The organism is Pseudomonas sp. G7(2022) (assembly GCF_052660475.1).
In genome coordinates this window covers 4,556,959-4,576,361 of sequence record NZ_CP109659.1, presented here as the reverse complement: position 1 = coordinate 4,576,361, position 19,403 = coordinate 4,556,959, and the positions used below count along the sequence as shown (strand labels likewise).

Here is a 19,403-nt window from a genome sequence, read left to right as displayed (position 1 = left end):
CATGAGTCTGCAAGGTAAAGTTGCACTGGTCACCGGCGCAAGCCGTGGTATCGGCCAGGCTATCGCACTGGAACTGGGTCGTCAGGGCGCCATCGTTGTTGGCACCGCGACTTCCGCTTCGGGCGCTGAGCGTATTGCTGCGACCCTGAAGGAAAACGGCATTCAGGGCGCAGGTTTCGAACTGAACGTCACCAGCGATGAGTCGGTCACCAAGGTGCTCGCGAGCATCCAGGAGCAGTTCGGTGCTCCGGTGGCGATCCTGGTCAACAATGCCGGCATCACTCGCGATAACCTGATGATGCGCATGAAAGACGACGAGTGGTACGACGTGATCGATACCAACCTGAACAGTCTGTATCGCCTGTCCAAGGGCGTTCTGCGCGGCATGACCAAGGCGCGTTGGGGTCGAATTATCAGTATTGGCTCGGTGGTGGGTGCCATGGGCAACGCTGGCCAAGTAAACTATGCAGCCGCCAAGGCCGGTCTGGAAGGTTTCAGCCGTGCCATGGCGCGTGAAGTCGGTTCGCGTTCGATTACGGTCAACTCGGTAACCCCAGGGTTCATCGACACCGATATGACTCGCGAGCTGCCTGAAGCACAGCGTGAAGCCTTGCAGACGCAGATTCCGCTGGGCCGTCTGGGACAAGCTCAAGAGATCGCTTCCGTGGTCGCTTTTCTTGCATCCGACGGTGCGGCATACGTGACCGGGGCTACAATCCCGGTGAACGGCGGGATGTACATGTAATTCAAATGTGACGGATTGCTTCAAAAAAATGTCATACGAGCTGTCTAAAATCCGTTATAAAGCTGCAATCTATTTATAGGCAGAGGGCCGCAGGGTTTGAGGAGTGAAGCTTTCAGTTGAAAAGCTGAAAAGTCTTTCTATACACTTACCCACTGGCCAGCTGCCTGAATTTGTCCATTAGGAGTGAAAACAAGGTATGAGCACCATCGAAGAGCGCGTCAAGAAAATCGTTGCCGAGCAACTGGGTGTTAAAGAAGAAGAAGTGGTAAACACCGCTTCCTTCGTAGAAGACCTGGGTGCCGACTCCCTTGACACCGTTGAGCTGGTGATGGCTCTGGAAGAGGAATTCGAGACCGAAATCCCTGACGAAGAAGCTGAGAAGATCACTACTGTACAAGCTGCAATCGACTACGTTACTAGCCACCAGGCGTAATAGTTTGTAATCGTTGCTTGCTGTCATGGAAAAACCGCACTGCCATCATGGCGTGCGGTTTTTTCTTTAGGCCTGATGCAAAGTCGTCATTTGAAAAAGGAGAGTGCTGTGTCGCGTAGACGCGTCGTAGTCACCGGTATGGGTATGTTGTCGCCACTGGGCACGGATGTGCCGAGCAGTTGGCAGGGCATTCTGGCTGGCCGCAGTGGCATTGGTCTGATCGAACACACCGACCTTTCTGCCTATTCCACCCGCTTTGGCGGCTCGGTAAAGGGCTTCAATGTCGAGGAATACCTGTCGGTCAAGGAAGCGCGCAAGCTCGACCTGTTCATTCAGTATGGTCTGGCGGCCGGCTTTCAAGCCGTACGCAATGCCGGTCTGGAAGTCACCGATGCCAACCGTGAACGCATTGGCGTGGCCATGGGTTCGGGTATCGGCGGTCTGACCAACATCGAAGAAACCAGCCGCACCTTGCACGAGACCGGTCCGCGCCGGATTTCTCCGTTCTTTGTGCCTGGCTCGATCATCAATATGATTTCCGGTTTCCTGTCCATCCACCTGGGTGCACAGGGGCCTAACTACGCTATCGCCACGGCGTGTACCACCGGTACGCACTGCATCGGCATGGCAGCCCGTAACATCATGTACGACGAAGCCGACGTGATGATTGCCGGCGGCGCCGAAATGGCCGCGTGCGGTCTGGGCATGGGCGGCTTTGGCGCTTCTCGCGCACTGTCGACCCGCAACGATGAACCGACCCGCGCCAGCCGTCCATGGGACAAGGGCCGTGACGGCTTCGTACTGTCCGACGGTGCCGGTGCGCTGGTGCTCGAAGAGCTCGAGCACGCCAAGGCCCGTGGCGCGACCATCTACGCCGAGCTGATCGGTTTCGGCACCAGTGGCGATGCGTTCCACATGACGTCGCCACCTGCCGACGGCGCCGGTGCCGCACGCTGCATCACCAATGCGCTGCGTGACGCGAAGATCAATGTCGATCAAGTGCAATACATCAACGCCCACGGTACTTCGACGCCGGCCGGCGACCTCGCCGAAGCCAATGCGATCAAGTCGGTGTTCGGTGATCACGCCTACAAACTGGCGGTCAGCTCCACCAAGTCCATGACCGGTCACCTGTTGGGTGCAGCGGGCGCGGTCGAGGCGATCTTCAGTGTGCTGGCGATCAACAGCCAGGTGGCGCCACCGACCATCAACCTCGATGAGCCGGATGAAGGCTGCGATCTCGACTTTGTGCCGCACACCGCACGCAACATGGACATCGATGTCGTACTGTCCAACTCGTTCGGGTTTGGCGGCACCAACGGCACGTTGGCGTTCCGTCGGTTCGCCGGCTGATGGACTGCTGGGTCGACGGTCAACCGGCTGACGCTCTGTCGCTGAAAGATCGCGGCCTGGCTTACGGCGACGGTCTGTTCGAGACCATCGCCGTATGTGGCGGCCAGCCTTTGCTGCTGGAACGTCACCTGACTCGGCTGGCCGAGGGCTGTTCACGCCTGGCCATCGCGGCCGATATCGAGCTGATCCGTAGCGAGCTGCAAGCCTATGCAGCGGCCATGGGCGAGGGGGTGCTCAAACTCATCCTCACCCGCGGCGACGGTTTGCGCGGTTATGCGCCGGATCCTTCGGCGCAGGGCCGACGGATTCTGCAAGGCAATCCTCCTGCGGCGTATCCTGCTGTCCATGGCGAGCAAGGCGTTCGCCTGTTCCCGTGTACGACGCGTTTATCTGTTCAGCCCTTGCTGGCAGGTCTCAAGCACCTCAATCGTCTGGAACAGGTCCTCGCTCGCGCCGAATGGCAGGACAGCGAGCACGCGGAAGGCCTGATGCTCGACCAGGCGGGGCGTGTGATCGAAGGTGTGTTCAGCAACCTGTTTCTGGTACGTGACGGCGTGTTGGTCACGGCGGATCTGAAACGTTGCGGCGTGGCTGGCGTGATGCGCGCCGAATTATTGTTTCAGGCAGCGTCATCGGGTATCCCCGTGCAAATCACCGATATCAGCCTTGAACAGCTGCAATGGGCCGATGAAGTCTTTGTCTGCAACAGCGTGTATGGCGTCTGGCCGGTACGCGCGTACGCTGCACTGAGCTGGCCGGTTGGGCCGCTCACCCGTAAACTGCAAACCATTGCCCGCACGCTACTGGATGCCTGATTCGTGAGACGTAAACTTTTGCTGCTGCTGGAAACCGGACTGGTTCTGGCAGGGCTGCTGCTGGGCGCCAGCGCCTGGAAGATTCATTCGGCGCTGGAACAGCCCCTGAACATCACGCAGGAAGAATTGCTGGATGTGCCGAAGGGTTCCACGCCGACCCGTACTATTCTCGGCCTTGAAGCGGATGGTGTGATCAAGGACGCATTCTGGCTGCGCATTTACTGGCGCTTCAATCTGTCCGGCACCCCGATCCATACGGGCGAGTACCGCATGCAGCCGGGCATGACCGTCAAGGGCCTGATCGAACTGTGGAAGCGTGGCGAAGTGGTTCAATACAGCCTGACACTCGTCGAGGGCTGGAATTTCCATCAGGTGCGCGCCGCACTGGCGAAAGATGAAAAGATCGAACAGACCCTGACCGGCCTGAGCGACAGTGATGTGATGAGCAAGATCGGCCACAAGGGCGTGTTTCCCGAAGGTCGATTCTTCCCCGATACCTACCGCTTTGTGCGCGGGGTTTCCGATACCGAGCTGCTGAAAAAGGCGTTCGACCGCCTTGACGAAGTGCTGGCCAAGGAATGGGAAAGTCGTTCCGCCGATGCGCCGTATACCGAACCGTATCAGGCACTGATCATGGCCTCGCTGGTGGAGAAGGAAACCGGCGTTCCCCAGGAGCGTGGCCAGATTGCCGGTGTGTTCGTGCGCCGCATGGCCCTGGGCATGCAGCTGCAGACCGACCCGACGGTGATCTACGGTCTGGGTGATCGCTACAACGGCAAGCTGACCCGTGCTCATCTCAAGGAAGCCACGCCGTACAACACCTATGTGATTCCCGGGTTGCCGCCGACGCCGATTGCGATGGTCGGCCGCGAGGCGATTCACGCGGCGTTGAACCCGGTGGAAGGAACCAGCCTCTACTTTGTCGCCCGTGGCGACGGCAGCCACGTATTCTCCGACGACCTCGATGCACACAACAGTGCGGTGCGTGAGTTCCAGCTCAAACGGCGCTCGGATTACCGCTCGAGCCCGGCGCCGGCCTCGACGCCGGAAGCCACTCCGGCCACTGGCGAGGCCGTTCCTGCCGCATCCCCCGACACGGCGCCCGAGTCGTTGCCGCAAGTTCCTGCGCAGGAACCCGCGCCGACGCCGGAAACTGGAGCGGTCTCACCGCAAAACGCGCAATGACTTTGATTAAGGACTGCCTGTGACTGGCTTGTTTATTACCCTGGAAGGCCCGGAAGGCGCCGGCAAAAGCACCAACCGCGAATACCTCGCCGAGCGCCTGCGCGCCGCCGGTATCGAAGTGGTGCTGACCCGTGAGCCAGGCGGTACGCCGCTGGCCGAGCGCATTCGAGAGGTGTTGCTGGCACCGGTCGACGAAGTGATGAACCCGGACACCGAGCTGCTGCTGGTGTTCGCCTCCCGTGCCCAGCATCTGGCTGAAGTCATCCGACCGGCGCTCGCCCGTGGCGCGGTAGTGTTGTGTGACCGTTTCACTGATTCGACTTACGCCTATCAGGGTGGCGGCCGCGGCTTGTCGCTGGAACGCATCGCGGCGCTGGAGACTTTCGTTCAGGGTGATCTGCGCCCCGATCTGACATTGATTTTCGATCTGCCGGTGGAAATCGGCCTGGCCCGTGCCAGCGCTCGGGGTCGTCTGGATCGCTTCGAGCTGGAAGGCCGTGAGTTTTTCGAGGCTGTGCGCAGTGCGTTCCTCAAGCGTGCCGAGGCCGATCCTGCACGTTACGTGCGGATCGACGCCGGTCAGCCGTTGGTCAAGGTTCAACAATCGCTGGATACCCTGATTCCGAACTTGCTGGAGCTTTGCCGTGGCTGAGGCCTATCCATGGCAGGACAGCCTCTGGCAGCAACTGGCCGGGCGTACTCAACACGCCCACGCGTATCTGCTGCACGGGCCGGCCGGGATCGGCAAGCGTGCGCTGGCCGAGCGGCTGATGGCCAGCCTGTTGTGCCAGCGTCCGACGCCTGAAGCCTGCGGCGAGTGCAAGTCCTGCCTGCTGCTCAAGGCGGGCAGCCATCCGGACAATTACATTTTGGAGCCGGAAGAGGCGGACAAGGCGATCAAGGTCGACCAGGTGCGCGATCTGGTCAGTTTCGTGGTGCAGACCGCGCAACTGGGCGGGCGCAAGGTGGTGCTGATCGAGCCGGTGGAGTCGATGAACATCAACGCCGCCAACGCCTTGCTCAAGAGCCTTGAAGAGCCGTCCGGCGACACCGTGCTGTTGCTGGTCAGTCACCAGCCGAGCCGTCTGCTGCCGACCATCAAGAGTCGTTGTGTGCAGCAGGCCTGTCCGCTGCCGAGCGAGGCCATGAGCCTGCAATGGCTGGCTCGGGCGCTGCCGGAATGTTCCGAAGACGAACGTGTCGAACTCTTGACCCTGGCCGCTGGTTCGCCGCTGGCGGCCGTGACGTTGCAGGGACAGGGCGTGCGCGAACAGCGCGCGCAAGTTGTGGAAGGCGTGAAGAAGCTGCTCAAGCAGCAGCAATCGCCGACGCAGCTGGCCGAGGAGTGGAAAAACATTCCGATGCTGCGTCTGTTCGACTGGTTCTGCGACTGGTCGAGCCTGATCCTGCGTTATCAATTGACCCAGGATGAAGCGGGCCTGGGCCTGACCGACATGCGCAAGGTTGTGCAGTATCTGGCGCAGAAAAGCGCTCAGGCTAAAGTGCTCGATATCCAGGACTGGATTCTCGCCCAGCGCCAGAAAGTCCTGAGCAAGGCCAACCTCAACGCGGCATTGCTGCTGGAAGCGTTGTTGGTGCAATGGGCGAGTCTGCCTGGCCAAAGATAAGAATGTGTACCTAGACTCTGAACATCAGCAGTGGAGGTCAACATGAATGAACCCGTCAGCCCGGGGCCGCGCAACGGCATTTTGTCCCTGACCATCAAGGACAAATCCGTGCTTTATGCCGCTTACATGCCGTTCATCAGGAACGGTGGCCTGTTCATCCCCACCAACAAGAGCTACAAGTTGGGCGACGAGGTGTTCATGCTGTTGCATCTGATGGATGAAGCGGAAAAGATTCCGGTGGCCGGCAAAGTCGCCTGGATCACCCCCAAAGGCGCCCAGGGCAATCGCGCGGCCGGCGTCGGCGTGCAATTCAACGATGGCGACAACACCGCCCGCAGTCGCATCGAAACCCATCTGGCCGGAGCCCTGAAGTCCGACCGTCCCACTCATACGATGTAAGTTGCAGTCCTTTTTATGCTCGTAGATTCCCATTGTCACCTTGATCGCCTCGACCTTGCCGTCCACGACGGCTCTCTGGATGCCGCACTGGATGCGGCTCGTCAGCGCGGAGTCGGTCACTTTCTGTGCATCGGCGTCAGTGCCGACAACGCCGCCGATGTCAAAGCGCTGGCCGAGCGCTATGAAGACGTCGATTGTTCGGTCGGCGTGCATCCGCTGGATGTGCAGCCCGGCGCGGCACCGGCACTGGACTGGCTGCTGCACGAGCTCAATCACCCGAAAGTGGTGGCGATCGGTGAAACCGGTCTGGACTACCACTACGAGCCGGAAGCCGCCCAGCTGCAGCAGGAATCGTTCCGTCTGCACCTGCAGGCCGCCCGGCAGACCGGCAAGCCAGTGATCATCCATACCCGTGGCGCCCGCGCCGACACGCTTGAGCTGTTGCGCGAAGCCGCGCTGCCCCAGGCCGGCGTGCTGCATTGCTTCACTGAAGACTGGGACATGGCCAAGGCAGCGCTGGACATGGGTTATTACATTTCCCTGTCGGGCATCGTCACCTTCCGCAATGCCGATGCGCTGCGCGATGTGGCGAGCAAGGTTCCGGCTGATCGCCTGCTGGTGGAAACCGATTCGCCATACCTGGCGCCGATCCCCTATCGCGGCAAGCCGAACCTGCCGCAATACGTGCGGGAAGTGGCAGAGTTTCTGGCGATGCTGCGGGGTGAAAACTACGAGCGTTTTGCCGAGCAGACCACGCAGAACTTCAAGCGGCTGTTTCCGCTGGCCCACGTAAAAGCCTGAATCGCAGGCAAAAAAAACCCGGGTTCTGGGGGGTGAATCCGGGTTAAGACCATTAGGAGTAAAACAAAGGCACGCGGTCCTTTGGTACCTTTACCGGCGCGACACTTGGGGGAGATGTCGCCCGACAGTTCAAGTATTGATCAGTCTGGCGTTCAGTCCAGTGGGGCAGTCGGGGTTTTTAAACAAATTTGGAATACGTTCGCTTCGGTTATGTTCTCATTGCCGTGCAAACGTTCGTGAAATGAACAAGAAACACAGATATGGTCGGATGATCCGTGCATTTTTGCGCAAGTTAGGCATAATACGCGGCTTCGAATTTTGACCCCTACAGACCTTTTCTTATGCACAAAGAACCTCGTAAGGTCCGTGAGTTTCGTCGCCGCGAGCAAGAAATTCTCGATACCGCGCTCAAGCTGTTCCTCGAACAAGGTGAAGACAGTGTCACCGTCGAGATGATTGCTGATGCCGTGGGTATCGGCAAAGGCACGATCTACAAGCACTTCAAGTCCAAGGCCGAGATCTACCTGCGCCTGATGCTCGATTACGAGCGCGACTTGAACGAGCTGTTGCATTCGGCCGATGTCGACAAGGACAAGGAAGCCCTGTCCCGTGCCTACTTTGAATTCCGCATGCGTGACCCGCAGCGCTATCGCCTGTTCGATCGCCTGGAAGAGAAGGTGGTCAAGGGCAATCAGGTGCCGGAGATGGTCGAGGAGCTGCACAAGATCCGTGCCTCGAACTTCGAACGTCTGACGCTGCTCATCAAGGGCCGCATCAGCGAAGGCAAGCTCGAAGACGTGCCGCCGTACTTCCACTACTGCGCATCCTGGGCGCTGGTGCACGGCGCGGTGGCGCTGTATCACTCGCCGTTCTGGAGCAATGTGCTGGAAGATCAGGAAGGTTTCTTCCAGTTCCTGATGGATATCGGCGTGCGCATGGGCAACAAGCGCAAGCGCGACCCTGAAACGCCGAGCAGCTGAATCATTCAGTTGCCTTATGCGCCGTGTTTTTCGCTACATGGCGCAGTACCTCAGGAATATACTCAGGCATAGGGCTTGCTAAAACTTGAATTGTGAGTCAAGTTTTAGCCGCTCGATTTTCCATCGCCGGAGTGCTTCATGATCGTTGACCGTCAAGGCAGGCGTTTTCGCAATTTGCGGATCAGTCTGACTTCAGCCTGCAATTACGCCTGTACCTACTGCGTGCCCAACGGCAAGCGGCTGGTGGCTGCGCAGGATGAACTGTCGGCCGAGGCCATGGCACGTGGCGTGGCTTATCTGATCGAAGCCGCCGGCATCGAGCGCCTGCGCATCACCGGTGGCGAGCCGCTGGTCAGCCCCAAACTCGAATCGTTCATGAGCGCCGTCGGCAAGATGGGCCTGGAAGACATCAGCCTGACCACCAACGGCCAGCTCCTGGCGAAAAAACTTCCGTTGCTGGTCGATGCCGGCCTGCGACGCATCAACGTTTCCCTCGATACGCTGGACGCCGGCGCGTTCCGCAGCATCGCCCGTGGTGGCGATCTGGCCACTGTGCTGGATGGCATGGATCAGGCGGCAGCGGCGGGAATGAAGATCAAGGTCAACATGGTGCCGCTGCGCGGGCAGAACCTCGACCAGGTGATGCCGTTGCTCGATTACTGCCTTGAACGCGGCTTTGAACTGCGTTTCATCGAGTTGATGCGAATGGGTCACCTGGCCACCGACTCCAATGCCTTCCTGCAACAGTTTGTCAGCCTGCAACAGCTGCTGAGTCTGATCGGCGAGCATTACGAGTATGCGCAAACCGACGCGCCGGTGGACGCCACGGCTGTTCGCTATGCGATTCCCGGTCTGGGCAATTTCGGCGTGATCGCCAACGAAAGCGTGCCGTTCTGCCGAACCTGCTCGCGCTTGCGCCTGTCGTCCACCGGATGGCTGCATGGCTGCCTGTCGTCGAGCAACCGCCACTATGTCGGTGACCTGCTCGACAAACCGCGCCACGAGGCGCTGCCGGCGTTGCAACGACTACTGGTCAAGGCGTTGGGCGACAAGCAGGAAGTCGCATTCTCCGGTGGCGCCACCGTCATGAAGATCATCGGCGGCTAAGTCTCTCGCCACAGAAACTCTATTTCAAAGCGGATACCTGCACATTTCCAAGGACTGGCGCAAAAGCTGCATCCTACGGCCATTCGCCGGTTTTCCGTCACCGGCTTCTGGAGGATTAGGATGCGTAGCCTGGTTTTGCTGCTGGCCGTTTTGGCGCTGGGCGGCTGTATGACTGTCAGTGACATGGCCGAAGGGACTCGCTACCAGATGAGCGACGCGGGTCTGCTGGATCACAGCGACAGCCGCCGCGTTAACAATTTCCGTATTCAGCCCGATTCGTTCATCTACATCGCGCAAGGCTCGTTCGCGCCGCCGGGTGGTTCCTACCCGCGCCCCAACGTAGTCGCTGAAGAGGCCTTCAAAGGCTTCGTCGAATACTTCCCGATGGTCCGCCGCGCCCGCGTGCCGGAAGGCCTCGACCAGGCGATGGGCGAAGCCCGCGACGCCGGTGCTCATTACTTACTTTACACCCGTTTCGCCAAGGCCGACGACCGCATCGGCAACTCCGATGAGTGGCTCGATCAGGAAGCCGTGGATCGCCTCGGTATCGACGGCGGCGTGATTCAGATCATGTTGATCGAGACCAGCACCCAGTATTTGATTGATACTGCACGGATCAAGAGTCGTGGCGGTTTACTGACGTTCCACGATAACAAGCCCGAAGACCTGATCGGCCCACCGCTCGCGCAATATGCGCGCAGCCTGCTGGGCGTCGGGGACCAGTAATTCAAGGAGTACGCCATGAGTGGCCCGCAAAAAGCCAATGACCTGCTGGGGCAAATCCCCAAAACCAAAGGCTTGCCGCCGGTGCACTTGTGGAACCCGGACTTCTGCGGCGACATCGACATGCGCATCGCCCGCGACGGCACCTGGTATTACCTGGGTACGCCGATCGGGCGCAAGCCGATGGTCAAGCTGTTCTCCACCATCATCCGCCGCGATGGCGATGATTACTTCCTGATCACGCCGGTTGAGAAAGTCGGGATCAAGGTCGATGACGCGCCCTTCGTGGCGATTGCCGTCGAGGTGGAAGGCGAGGGCGAGTCGCAAGTGCTGCGCTTTACCACCAATGTCGATGAAACCACCGAGGCCGGCGCGCAACATCCGCTCCGCGTCGAGATCGACCCGGTCACTCAAGAACCAGCCCCTTATGTGCATGTACGCACCAACCTCGAAGCGCTGATCCATCGCAACGTGTTCTACCAATTGGTTGAACTGGCAGTCAGCCGGGAAATCGATGGCCAGCGCTGGCTCGGCGTCTGGAGTAGCGGCGAATTCTTCCGCATCGGCCTCGAACCCTAAGAAACCGCAGTCTGTGAAAGCAGGCTGCGGTTTTTTGTCGTTGACTCCCAATCGTATGATGATTAGCGTAGACACTCACAGCGAACGGCTTCGGGGTGTCCATGTCGAGCAGTTTTCACGCATCAACGGTTGACTGGCTGGGCGCCTGGATCGCCGCCGGCCAGGTAAAACCGGGGCAGGCGATCAAGGTCGAGGCCGATCTGGGCGAGCAGCTCGGGGTCAGCCGCACCGTCATCCGCGAAGCCATCAAGACCCTCGTCGCCAAAGGCATGCTTGAAGTCGGGCCGAAAGTCGGCACGCGGGTGCTGCCGATCAAGCGTTGGAACCTGTTCGATCCGCAAGTCGTGGGCTGGTTGTCACGTAGCGGCCTGCCGGAAAACTTCGTCGATGACCTGCTCGACCTGCGCCGCACCATCGAACCGATGGCGGTGCGCTGGGCCTGCGAGCGGGCGACCGTGGAACAGGTGCAAGCCGTGCAGCAGGCCTACAACGCGCTTGAGCGGGCAGTGGACAGCGGCATCGATTACAACCGTGCCGACCAGTTCTTCCACGAATGCATACTCGCCGCCAGCCATAATCAATTCATCGAGCAAATGGTGCCGGCCCTCGGCGCGCTGCTCGCCGTGTCTTTCGAAGTTTCCGCAGCCGACCCCGACGAATTGCGCCGGACACTGCCCATCCACAAAGACATGGCCGACGCCATCGCCGCCCGGGATGCCGCGCGCGGGGTGTGGGCCTGCATGACCCTGATCGACAATGCCGACCTGGCCATCAAGCGGTTTTACCCGCAGGTGATGGCCGACAAGAAAGCCAGCTGACAAAAACAACAAGACAGGAGGTTGCATGACGTGGACTGCGGTGACAGAGCATCGGGCGCAACTGGGCGAAGGCCCGTTCTGGGACGCACCGACTCAGGCGCTGTACTGGGTGGACATCGCTGGCAGGCAGGCGCTGCGGCTGATCGGGCAGAACGTGCAGATCTGGCAGATGCCGGAACACGTCTCGGCGTTCATTCCCTGCGCCAGCGGCGATGCGCTGGTGACCCTGAGCAGCGGCGTCTACCGACTTGATCTGGATTCTCCCGGACTTGAACCGCGACTGTCGCTGTTCTGCGTCGCCGATCCGCAACCGGGCAATCGTGCCAACGAAGCGCGCTGCGATGGTCAGGGCCGCTTGTGGCTAGGCACCATGCAAAACAACATCGGCGAACACGGCGAGGATCTGCCGATCACCCGTCGTTCCGGCGGGCTGTTCCGGATTGATCCGGACAAAAGAGTCACGCCGTTGCTACGGGGTCTTGGCATTCCCAACACGCTGCTCTGGAGTGACGACGGCACCACGTTGCTGTTCGGCGACAGCCTCGACAGCACGCTGTACCGCTACTTCATTCACACCGACGGCAACCTCGACACCGCCCAGCCTTGGTACAGCGCCGATCAGAACGGCGGCCCGGACGGTTCGGCGATGGACGCCGAAGGCTACGTGTGGAATGCCCGTTGGGACGGCAGTTGCCTGCTGCGCCTGACACCGAATGGCCAGATCGACCGCAAGATCGACCTGCCGATCAGCCGCCCGACCAGTTGTGTATTTGGCGGCGCAGACCTGAAAACGCTGTACATCACCAGCGCCAAAAGTCCGCTGAACCACTCGCTGGACGGCGCCGTGCTGTCGATGCGGGTTGATGTTGCCGGAAAGCTCTGTACGCGATTTGCCAGTTAAATCCCAAAATATGGGATGCAAAATTATATATTGAGATTATTTGGCGGTCGGGTTTATAGTCGGCTCCAGCAGTAACACGCACTCACACTTAAAAAGAACAAAACAGGTGAAGTGATGCAGCGAATTTTCATCGCACTCCACAGCGGAGTCAGCGCTTCGGGCCGTTTCGGTTCCGTGGCGTGCGCTCGCCTGTTTTGTTCCACAAGCCTTCCAGACCGGACATCGTCAGATGCCCGGTTTTTTTATGCTTTCGAACAGGAGTCCTGATCCATGGCTGAACCTCTGTCCCTGCCGCCCGTGCCCGAGCCACCGAAAGGCGAGCGCCTGAAAAACAAGGTCGTGCTGCTGACCGGCGCCGCCCAAGGCATCGGTGAAGCAATCGTCGCGACCTTTGCCTCGCAACAGGCCAAACTGGTGATCAGCGATATCCAGGCCGAAAAGGTCGAGAAAGTCGCCGCGCACTGGCGCGAGCAGGGCGCCGACGTGCAAGCGATCAAGGCCGATGTATCGCGTCAGCAGGATCTGCACGCCATGGCCAAACTGGCCATCGAACTGCACGGTCGCATCGATGTGCTGGTCAATTGCGCCGGGGTCAACGTGTTCCGTGATCCGCTGGAAATGACCGAAGAAGACTGGAAACGCTGCTTCGCCATTGATCTCGACGGCGCCTGGTACGGCTGCAAAGCCGTGCTGCCGCAGATGATCGAGCAGGGCATCGGCAGCATCATCAACATTGCCTCGACCCATTCGACAAACATCATTCCCGGCTGCTTCCCCTACCCGGTGGCCAAGCACGGCCTGCTCGGGCTGACCCGCGCGCTGGGTATCGAGTACGCGCCGAAGGGCATTCGTGTCAACGCCATCGCCCCGGGCTACATCGAAACCCAGCTCAACGTCGATTACTGGAACGGCTTCGCCGACCCGCACGCCGAACGCCAGCGCGCTTTCGATCTGCATCCGCCGAAACGCATCGGCCAGCCGATTGAAGTGGCGATGACCGCCGTGTTCCTGGCCAGTGATGAAGCGCCGTTCATCAATGCCTCGTGCATCACCATCGATGGTGGCCGCTCGGTGATGTACCACGACTGAGAAAAGCGGATTTCAGGTGGAAAGGTCCGCCTGAAATCCAATCATCATACGATATGACTATTTTCGTCATGATGCGCAGGAAACGCTTCGACCGCTTTAACGTTTTTCAAATAACGCTCAAGAAAAATAACAAGGAGTCTGCTTATGAAACGTCGTTTCGGGATTCGTACCCTGTGCAGTACCGCGTTGGCGGTCACTGCGTTCAGCCTGAGCAGTTCGCTGCTGGCCGCCGATCCGGTGAAGATCGGTTTTCTGGTCAAGCAGGCTGAAGAGCCGTGGTTCCAGACTGAATGGGCCTTCGCCGAGAAAGCCGCCAAGGACAAGGGCTTCGAACTGATCAAGATCGCCGTGCCGGACGGCGAGAAAACCCTCTCGGCCATCGACAGCCTCGCAGCCAATGGCGCCAAGGGCTTCGTCATCTGCCCGCCGGACGTGTCCCTCGGCCCAGCGATCATGGCCAAGGCCAAACTCAATGATCTGAAAGTGATTGCCGTCGACGACCGCTTCGTCGACGCCAATGGCAAGTTCATGGAAGACGTGCCGTACCTCGGCATGGCCGCGTTCGAAGTCGGCCAGAAGCAGGGCGCCGCGATGGCCGCCGAAGCGAAAAAGCGTAACTGGGACTGGAAAGACACCTACGCGGTGGTCAACACCTACAACGAACTCGACACCGGCAAGAAGCGCACCGACGGCTCGATGAAGGCGCTCGAAGACGCGGGCATGCCGAAAGATCACATTTTGACAGCCGCTCTGAAAACCCTCGACGTACCGGGCAGCATGGACGCCACCAACTCGGCGCTGGTCAAGCTGCCGGGCGCGGCGAAGAACCTGATCATCGGCGGCATGAACGACAACACCGTGCTGGGCGGCGTGCGCGCCACCGAAGCCGCCGGGTTTGCTGCGGCCAACGTGATCGGCATCGGCATCAACGGCACCGACGCCATCGGCGAGTTGAAAAAGCCCAACAGTGGCTTCTACGGTTCGATGCTGCCGAGCCCGCACATCGAAGGCTACAAGACCGCCGAGATGATGTACGAGTGGGTCACCACCGGCAAAGAACCGCCGAAGTACACCGCGATGGACGACGTGACCCTGATCACCCGCGACAACTTCAAGCAGGAGCTGGAAAAGATCGGCCTGTGGAACTGACGGCAGCGACGGCCCGGGCAGCCGGGCCGTTTGAACGGTGTGATGAGGTGGCTTAAATGCACGCGCAAGTACAAACACAAGAACACAGCGCCAGCGGCAGCCTGCGTTTCAACGGGATCGGCAAGACCTTCCCGGGCGTGAAGGCGCTGGACGGCATCAGTTTCGTCGCTCACCCCGGGCAGGTTCACGCCTTGATGGGCGAGAACGGCGCCGGCAAATCGACCCTGCTGAAAATCCTCGGCGGTGCCTACATCCCGAGCAGCGGCGAGTTGCAGATCGGTGAGCGGGCAATGGCCTTCAAGTCCACCGCCGACAGCATCGGCAGCGGCGTGGCGGTGATTCACCAGGAGTTGCATCTGGTGCCGGAAATGACCGTGGCCGAGAACCTGTTCCTCGGTCACCTGCCGGCCAGCTTCGGCCTGATCAATCGTGGCGCGCTGCGTCAGCAAGCCTTGGCTTGCCTCAAGGGCCTGGCCGATGAAATCGACCCGCAGACCAAGGTCGGACGCCTGTCCCTCGGCCAGCGGCAACTGGTGGAGATCGCCAAGGCGTTGTCCCGTGGCGCCCATGTGATTGCCTTCGACGAACCGACCAGCAGCCTCTCGGCGCGGGAAATCGACCGCTTGATGGCAATCATCGGCCGGCTGCGCGACGAGGGCAAAGTGGTGCTCTACGTCTCCCATCGCATGGAGGAAGTGTTCCGCATCTGCGACGCGGTGACGGTGTTCAAGGACGGTCGCTACGTGCGCACCTTCGACGACATGAGCCAGCTGACCCACGATCAACTGGTGACTTGCATGGTCGGGCGCGACATTCAGGACATCTACGATTATCGCGGTCGCCCCCGTGGCGCAGTGGCATTGAGAGTCGATGGATTGCTCGGCCCGGGCCTGCGCGAGCCGATCAGTTTCGATGCGCACAAAGGCGAGATTCTGGGGCTGTTCGGACTGGTCGGGGCAGGGCGCACCGAGCTGTTCCGGCTGCTCAGTGGTCTGGAGCGCAACACTGCCGGACGCCTGGAATTGCGCGGCCATGAACTGAAACTGCGTTCGCCCCGCGATGCGATTGCCGCCGGGATTCTGCTGTGCCCGGAGGATCGCAAGAAGGAAGGCATCATCCCGCTCGCCAGCGTCGCCGAGAACATCAACATCAGTGCACGCGGCGCGCATTCCGGGCTCGGTTGCCTGCTGCGCGGGATCTGGGAAAAGGGCAATGCCGAGAAACAGATCAAGGCCCTGAAAGTGAAAACGCCCCACGCCGGGCAACAGATCAAGTTCCTGTCCGGTGGCAATCAGCAGAAAGCCATTCTCGGCCGCTGGCTGTCGATGCCGATGAAAGTCCTGCTGCTCGACGAGCCGACCCGCGGCATCGACATCGGTGCCAAGGCCGAGATCTATCAGATCATCCATAACCTGGCCGCCGACGGTATTTCGGTGATCGTGGTGTCCAGCGATCTGATGGAAGTGATGGGTATTTCCGACCGCATTCTGGTGCTGTGCGAGGGCGCCCTGCGTGGCGAAGTCAGCCGCGACCAGGCCAACGAATCCAACCTGCTGCAACTGGCTTTGCCGCGCCACCGCGCTGACGGCGTGGCGAACTGAGAGGTGACTATGATGACAACCCAAAACGAAACCCTGCCGACCGAGCGCAAACCCCTGGATATGCGGCGCTTTCTCGATGACTGGGTGATGCTGCTGGCGGCGGTGGGCATTTTTGTCGCCTGCACCTTGCTGATCGACAACTTCCTCTCGCCGCTGAACATGCGTGGCCTGGGCCTGGCGATTTCCACCACCGGGATCGCCGCGTGCACCATGTTGTATTGCCTGGCGTCGGGGCACTTCGACTTGTCGGTGGGGTCGGTGATTGCCTGCGCCGGGGTGGTCGCAGCGGTGGTGATGCGCGACACCAACAGCGTGTTTCTCGGCGTCAGCGCGGCGCTGGTGATGGGCCTGATCGTCGGCCTGATCAACGGCATCGTGATCGCCAAGTTGCGGGTCAATGCGCTGATCACGACGCTGGCGACCATGCAGATCGTCCGTGGCCTGGCTTACATCTTTGCCAATGGCAAAGCGGTGGGCGTATCGCAGGAATCGTTTTTCGTGTTCGGCAACGGCCAGTTGTTCGGCGTACCGGTGCCGATTCTGATTACCATCGTCTGCTTCCTGTTTTTTGGCTGGTTGCTGAACTACACGACCTACGGGCGCAACACCATGGCCATCGGCGGCAACCAGGAAGCGGCGTTGCTGGCGGGGGTGAATGTTGATCGAACCAAGATCATCATCTTCGCCGTGCATGGGGTGATTGGTGCGTTGGCCGGGGTGATTCTGGCGTCGCGGATGACTTCGGGTCAGCCGATGATCGGCCAGGGTTTTGAGCTGACGGTGATTTCGGCCTGCGTGCTGGGCGGAGTGTCGCTGAGTGGCGGGATCGGGATGATCCGGCATGTGATTGCCGGGGTCTTGATTCTGGCGATTATCGAGAATGCGATGAACCTGAAGAATATCGACACGTTCTACCAGTACGTGATTCGAGGGTCGATTCTGCTGCTGGCTGTGGTTATCGACCGTCTCAAGCAACGCTAAGATCAAAAGCTCCCTCACCCCAGCCCTTTCCCGGAGGGAGAGGGAGCCGACCGAGGTGTCTTGCACTCTACATTGACCTGAAGAATCCAGTCGATTAAGGATTCGGCAAAGCCTTTTCAGGTCGGCGTACCTCCCGAATATCCCCCATTCAGTCCCCTCTCCCTCGGGAGAGGGCTAGGCGGGCGGCGTTCCGATGAGGGCGCTCTTGATCTTCCCGCCTTCCGTCACCCCACCCAAAATTTCCCTTGCCCGTCCCAACCCGTTTCGGTTATCACTTTGTACATGATTAGACAGGTACGATTTGACAAGAAACAACGGGTGGTCGACGAGCTCGTCCGACGCATCGAAAGCGGCCTCATGGAGGACGGCTTTCTGTTGCCCGGCGAGCATCAGTTGGCTCAGGAATTCAACGTCAGCCGTGGCACGTTGCGCGAAGCGTTGGCCGAACTGAAGCGGCGCAATTACATCGCCACGCAAAGCGGGGTCGGTTCCATCGTCACGTTTGACGGGGTGGCGCTGGATCAGCGCAGTGGCTGGGCTCAGGCCTTGGCCGACAGCGGGGCGATGATCAATACCGACGTGTTGCGCCTGGAAGCCGTGACCCGCGAGGATCTGCTGCCGCGTTTCGGCTCCGATCAATTCATTCTTCTCGAACGTCGCCGCCGTTCCAACGATGGCACGGCGGTGTCCCTTGAACGCTCTCTGATGCCCGCCAGCGGAGGCCTGGAAAGCCTGCCGCGAGTCGGCCTGATCGATAACTCCCTGACCATCACCCTGGCCGCCTACGGTTACATCGGCGAGCGCGGCGACCAGTGGATCGGCGCCGAGCCGCTCAACGCTGTCGATGCCGAACTGCTCGGGCGCCCTGAAGGCACGGTGTTTCTGAAAGCGCTGCGCACCACTTACGACCGGCAAAACCGCTTCATGGAGCAAGTTGAAAGCCTGCTCGACCCGGTGCATTTCCGTCTGCACCTGCAATTTGGAGAATCGAAATGACCGCCCTCGACCGTGCCCTGGGCGCGTTTTATGGCCTGGCCCTGGGCGACGCGCTGGGCATGCCGACGCAATCGCTGAACCGCGAAGCCATCAAGCAGCGCTTCGGCCAGATCACCGATCTGCAAGATGCCGGCCCCTTGCAACCGATTGCCGCGAACATGCCCAAAGGCTCGATCACTGACGACACCGAACAGGCGATTCTGGTCGGCGAGTTGCTGATCGAAGGCAAGGGCCGGATCGAGCCGGCGGTGCTCGCGCAACGGTTGATCGAATGGGAAGCCGAGATGCAGGCCAAGGGCTCGCAGGACTTGCTCGGTCCGTCGACCAAACGTGCAATCGAAATGATCCTCGCCGGCCATTCGCCGGAAGAGGCCGGGCGCTACGGCACCACCAACGGCGCAGCGATGCGCATCACCCCGGTGGGGATCGCGGCGGATGTCGCCGATCCGGAGCGCTTCATCGCGGCGGTGGTGCAGGCCTGTCAGGTCACTCACAACACCACGCTGGGGATTTCCAGCGCGGCAGCGGTGGCGGCGGTGGTTTCGGCCGGCATCAACGGCCTCGATCTGGGCGCGGCGCTGAACCTCGGCCAACAGATCGCTCAGCAAGCGGAAACCCACGGGCACTGGGTGGCCGGTGGGCGCATCGCTTCGCGGATCAGTTGGGCGCGCAGCATCAGTGTCGAGAGCGACCCGGTGTTGCTCGCGGATCTGCTGTACGACGTGATCGGCACCTCGGTGGCCTCGCAGGAATCGGTGGTGGTGTCGTTCGCCCTCGCGCAGCAAGTCGCGGTCGGTGAAATGACGCCGTTCGATGCGCTGTGCATGGCCGCGAGCCTGGGTGGCGACACCGATACCATCGCCGCGATTCTCGGCGCCATGCTCGGGGCCTGCCTGGGCCTGCAGAGCTGGCCGGCACCGATGATCGAGACGGTGAAGGCCGTCAACGATCTGGAGCTGGAACCGTTGGTGCAGGGGCTGTTGGCCTTGCGCTGATTGAACTGGCGTCATCGCGAAATGGCGCACCACAAATCTCGAATTTTCACCCGCAATGGATCGCGCAGACAGGCCCAGGAAGGGCGGGATGTCTGGTCGTTCTGCGTCATTGCCACAACCACAAT

At 60.4% G+C, this 19,403-nt stretch carries 21 protein-coding genes; all 21 read left to right on the top strand.

Annotated features, from left to right (window positions below):
- Position 1 precedes the first annotated feature (1 nt).
- The 21 genes from fabG to NE357_RS20695 all read left to right on the top strand — a co-directional run bounded on the left by fabG (position 2) and on the right by NE357_RS20695 (position 19,278).
- A complete protein-coding gene (gene fabG / locus NE357_RS20795; RefSeq protein WP_007950790.1) occupies positions 2-745 on the top strand; it encodes a 3-oxoacyl-ACP reductase FabG in 744 nt (247 codons plus the stop codon).
- Between the two features lie 196 nt (positions 746-941).
- Positions 942-1,178, top strand: coding sequence for an acyl carrier protein (acpP, locus tag NE357_RS20790; protein ID WP_003175607.1), 237 nt, complete (start codon positions 942-944; stop codon positions 1,176-1,178).
- Between the two features lie 108 nt (positions 1,179-1,286).
- Positions 1,287-2,531: a beta-ketoacyl-ACP synthase II gene (gene fabF / locus NE357_RS20785; RefSeq protein ID WP_007908259.1), complete on the top strand. Its 1,245-nt coding sequence runs from the start codon at positions 1,287-1,289 to the stop codon at positions 2,529-2,531.
- A complete protein-coding gene (gene pabC, locus NE357_RS20780) occupies positions 2,531-3,346 on the top strand; it encodes an aminodeoxychorismate lyase (RefSeq protein ID WP_169431432.1) in 816 nt (271 codons plus the stop codon). Before fabF ends, pabC begins: the two co-directional genes overlap by 1 nt.
- Positions 3,347-3,349: 3 nt before the next feature.
- On the top strand, positions 3,350-4,531 hold the full coding sequence (mltG, locus tag NE357_RS20775) for an endolytic transglycosylase MltG (protein ID WP_169431431.1): 1,182 nt from the start codon (positions 3,350-3,352) through the stop codon (positions 4,529-4,531).
- A 19-nt stretch (positions 4,532-4,550) separates the two neighbouring features.
- Positions 4,551-5,183: a dTMP kinase gene (gene tmk, locus NE357_RS20770; RefSeq protein WP_169431430.1), complete on the top strand. Its 633-nt coding sequence runs from the start codon at positions 4,551-4,553 to the stop codon at positions 5,181-5,183.
- On the top strand, positions 5,176-6,159 hold the full coding sequence (locus tag NE357_RS20765; RefSeq protein ID WP_169431429.1) for a DNA polymerase III subunit delta': 984 nt from the start codon (positions 5,176-5,178) through the stop codon (positions 6,157-6,159). The genes tmk and NE357_RS20765 overlap by 8 nt, the downstream gene beginning before the upstream one ends.
- 42 nt (positions 6,160-6,201) lie before the next feature.
- On the top strand, positions 6,202-6,558 hold the full coding sequence (locus NE357_RS20760) for a PilZ domain-containing protein (RefSeq protein ID WP_085710925.1): 357 nt from the start codon (positions 6,202-6,204) through the stop codon (positions 6,556-6,558).
- A gap of 15 nt (positions 6,559-6,573) precedes the next feature.
- Positions 6,574-7,359 carry a TatD family hydrolase gene (locus tag NE357_RS20755; protein WP_169431428.1) on the top strand — a complete coding sequence of 262 codons (786 nt, stop codon included), beginning with the start codon at positions 6,574-6,576 and terminating at the stop codon, positions 7,357-7,359.
- Between the two features lie 341 nt (positions 7,360-7,700).
- The gene (locus NE357_RS20750; RefSeq protein ID WP_007950805.1) at positions 7,701-8,339 is read left to right on the top strand and encodes a TetR/AcrR family transcriptional regulator; all 639 of its coding nucleotides are present in this window, start codon (positions 7,701-7,703) and stop codon (positions 8,337-8,339) included.
- 138 nt (positions 8,340-8,477) lie between these two features.
- On the top strand, positions 8,478-9,446 hold the full coding sequence (locus NE357_RS20745; RefSeq protein ID WP_096820964.1) for a GTP 3',8-cyclase MoaA: 969 nt from the start codon (positions 8,478-8,480) through the stop codon (positions 9,444-9,446).
- A 120-nt stretch (positions 9,447-9,566) separates the two neighbouring features.
- Complete coding sequence (locus tag NE357_RS20740; protein ID WP_169431427.1) at positions 9,567-10,172, top strand: DUF4823 domain-containing protein; 606 nt, start codon at positions 9,567-9,569, stop codon at positions 10,170-10,172.
- Positions 10,173-10,187: 15 nt separating this feature from the next.
- Positions 10,188-10,748 (top strand): DUF1285 domain-containing protein, encoded by a 561-nt coding sequence (locus NE357_RS20735; RefSeq protein ID WP_169431426.1) that lies wholly within the window; start codon positions 10,188-10,190, stop codon positions 10,746-10,748.
- 101 nt (positions 10,749-10,849) lie between these two features.
- The gene (locus tag NE357_RS20730) at positions 10,850-11,566 is read left to right on the top strand and encodes a FadR/GntR family transcriptional regulator (protein ID WP_007950814.1); all 717 of its coding nucleotides are present in this window, start codon (positions 10,850-10,852) and stop codon (positions 11,564-11,566) included.
- Positions 11,567-11,591: 25 nt separating this feature from the next.
- A complete protein-coding gene (locus NE357_RS20725) occupies positions 11,592-12,467 on the top strand; it encodes an SMP-30/gluconolactonase/LRE family protein (protein ID WP_169431425.1) in 876 nt (291 codons plus the stop codon).
- A gap of 270 nt (positions 12,468-12,737) precedes the next feature.
- Positions 12,738-13,556 carry an SDR family oxidoreductase gene (locus NE357_RS20720; RefSeq protein WP_011335425.1) on the top strand — a complete coding sequence of 273 codons (819 nt, stop codon included), beginning with the start codon at positions 12,738-12,740 and terminating at the stop codon, positions 13,554-13,556.
- A gap of 144 nt (positions 13,557-13,700) precedes the next feature.
- A complete protein-coding gene (locus NE357_RS20715; protein ID WP_085647456.1) occupies positions 13,701-14,705 on the top strand; it encodes a substrate-binding domain-containing protein in 1,005 nt (334 codons plus the stop codon).
- Between the two features lie 56 nt (positions 14,706-14,761).
- On the top strand, positions 14,762-16,306 hold the full coding sequence (araG, locus tag NE357_RS20710) for an L-arabinose ABC transporter ATP-binding protein AraG (RefSeq protein WP_169431424.1): 1,545 nt from the start codon (positions 14,762-14,764) through the stop codon (positions 16,304-16,306).
- Between the two features lie 12 nt (positions 16,307-16,318).
- Entirely contained in the window at positions 16,319-17,287 is a 969-nt protein-coding gene (araH, locus tag NE357_RS20705) for an L-arabinose ABC transporter permease AraH (protein WP_011335422.1), read from the top strand.
- Between the two features lie 282 nt (positions 17,288-17,569).
- Positions 17,570-18,283: a GntR family transcriptional regulator gene (locus NE357_RS20700; RefSeq protein WP_169431423.1), complete on the top strand. Its 714-nt coding sequence runs from the start codon at positions 17,570-17,572 to the stop codon at positions 18,281-18,283.
- On the top strand, positions 18,280-19,278 hold the full coding sequence (locus tag NE357_RS20695; RefSeq protein ID WP_169431422.1) for an ADP-ribosylglycohydrolase family protein: 999 nt from the start codon (positions 18,280-18,282) through the stop codon (positions 19,276-19,278). The genes NE357_RS20700 and NE357_RS20695 overlap by 4 nt, the downstream gene beginning before the upstream one ends.
- Positions 19,279-19,403: the final 125 nt, after the last annotated feature.

Excerpts from the sequence above, each read along its gene's own strand:
- fabG (WP_007950790.1), top strand. The coding sequence starts at position 2 with ATGAGTCTGCAAGGTAAAGTTGCACTGGTCACCGGCGCAAGCCGTGGT.
- acpP (WP_003175607.1), top strand. The coding sequence starts at position 942 with ATGAGCACCATCGAAGAGCGCGTCAAGAAAATCGTTGCCGAGCAACTG.
- pabC (WP_169431432.1), top strand. The coding sequence starts at position 2,531 with ATGGACTGCTGGGTCGACGGTCAACCGGCTGACGCTCTGTCGCTGAAA.
- NE357_RS20760 (WP_085710925.1), top strand. The coding sequence starts at position 6,202 with ATGAATGAACCCGTCAGCCCGGGGCCGCGCAACGGCATTTTGTCCCTG.
- NE357_RS20755 (WP_169431428.1), top strand. The coding sequence starts at position 6,574 with ATGCTCGTAGATTCCCATTGTCACCTTGATCGCCTCGACCTTGCCGTC.
- NE357_RS20750 (WP_007950805.1), top strand. The coding sequence starts at position 7,701 with ATGCACAAAGAACCTCGTAAGGTCCGTGAGTTTCGTCGCCGCGAGCAA.
- NE357_RS20745 (WP_096820964.1), top strand. The coding sequence starts at position 8,478 with ATGATCGTTGACCGTCAAGGCAGGCGTTTTCGCAATTTGCGGATCAGT.
- NE357_RS20740 (WP_169431427.1), top strand. The coding sequence starts at position 9,567 with ATGCGTAGCCTGGTTTTGCTGCTGGCCGTTTTGGCGCTGGGCGGCTGT.
- NE357_RS20735 (WP_169431426.1), top strand. The coding sequence starts at position 10,188 with ATGAGTGGCCCGCAAAAAGCCAATGACCTGCTGGGGCAAATCCCCAAA.
- NE357_RS20730 (WP_007950814.1), top strand. The coding sequence starts at position 10,850 with ATGTCGAGCAGTTTTCACGCATCAACGGTTGACTGGCTGGGCGCCTGG.
- NE357_RS20725 (WP_169431425.1), top strand. The coding sequence starts at position 11,592 with ATGACGTGGACTGCGGTGACAGAGCATCGGGCGCAACTGGGCGAAGGC.
- NE357_RS20720 (WP_011335425.1), top strand. The coding sequence starts at position 12,738 with ATGGCTGAACCTCTGTCCCTGCCGCCCGTGCCCGAGCCACCGAAAGGC.
- NE357_RS20715 (WP_085647456.1), top strand. The coding sequence starts at position 13,701 with ATGAAACGTCGTTTCGGGATTCGTACCCTGTGCAGTACCGCGTTGGCG.
- araG (WP_169431424.1), top strand. The coding sequence starts at position 14,762 with ATGCACGCGCAAGTACAAACACAAGAACACAGCGCCAGCGGCAGCCTG.
- araH (WP_011335422.1), top strand. The coding sequence starts at position 16,319 with ATGACAACCCAAAACGAAACCCTGCCGACCGAGCGCAAACCCCTGGAT.
- NE357_RS20700 (WP_169431423.1), top strand. The coding sequence starts at position 17,570 with ATGATTAGACAGGTACGATTTGACAAGAAACAACGGGTGGTCGACGAG.
- NE357_RS20695 (WP_169431422.1), top strand. The coding sequence starts at position 18,280 with ATGACCGCCCTCGACCGTGCCCTGGGCGCGTTTTATGGCCTGGCCCTG.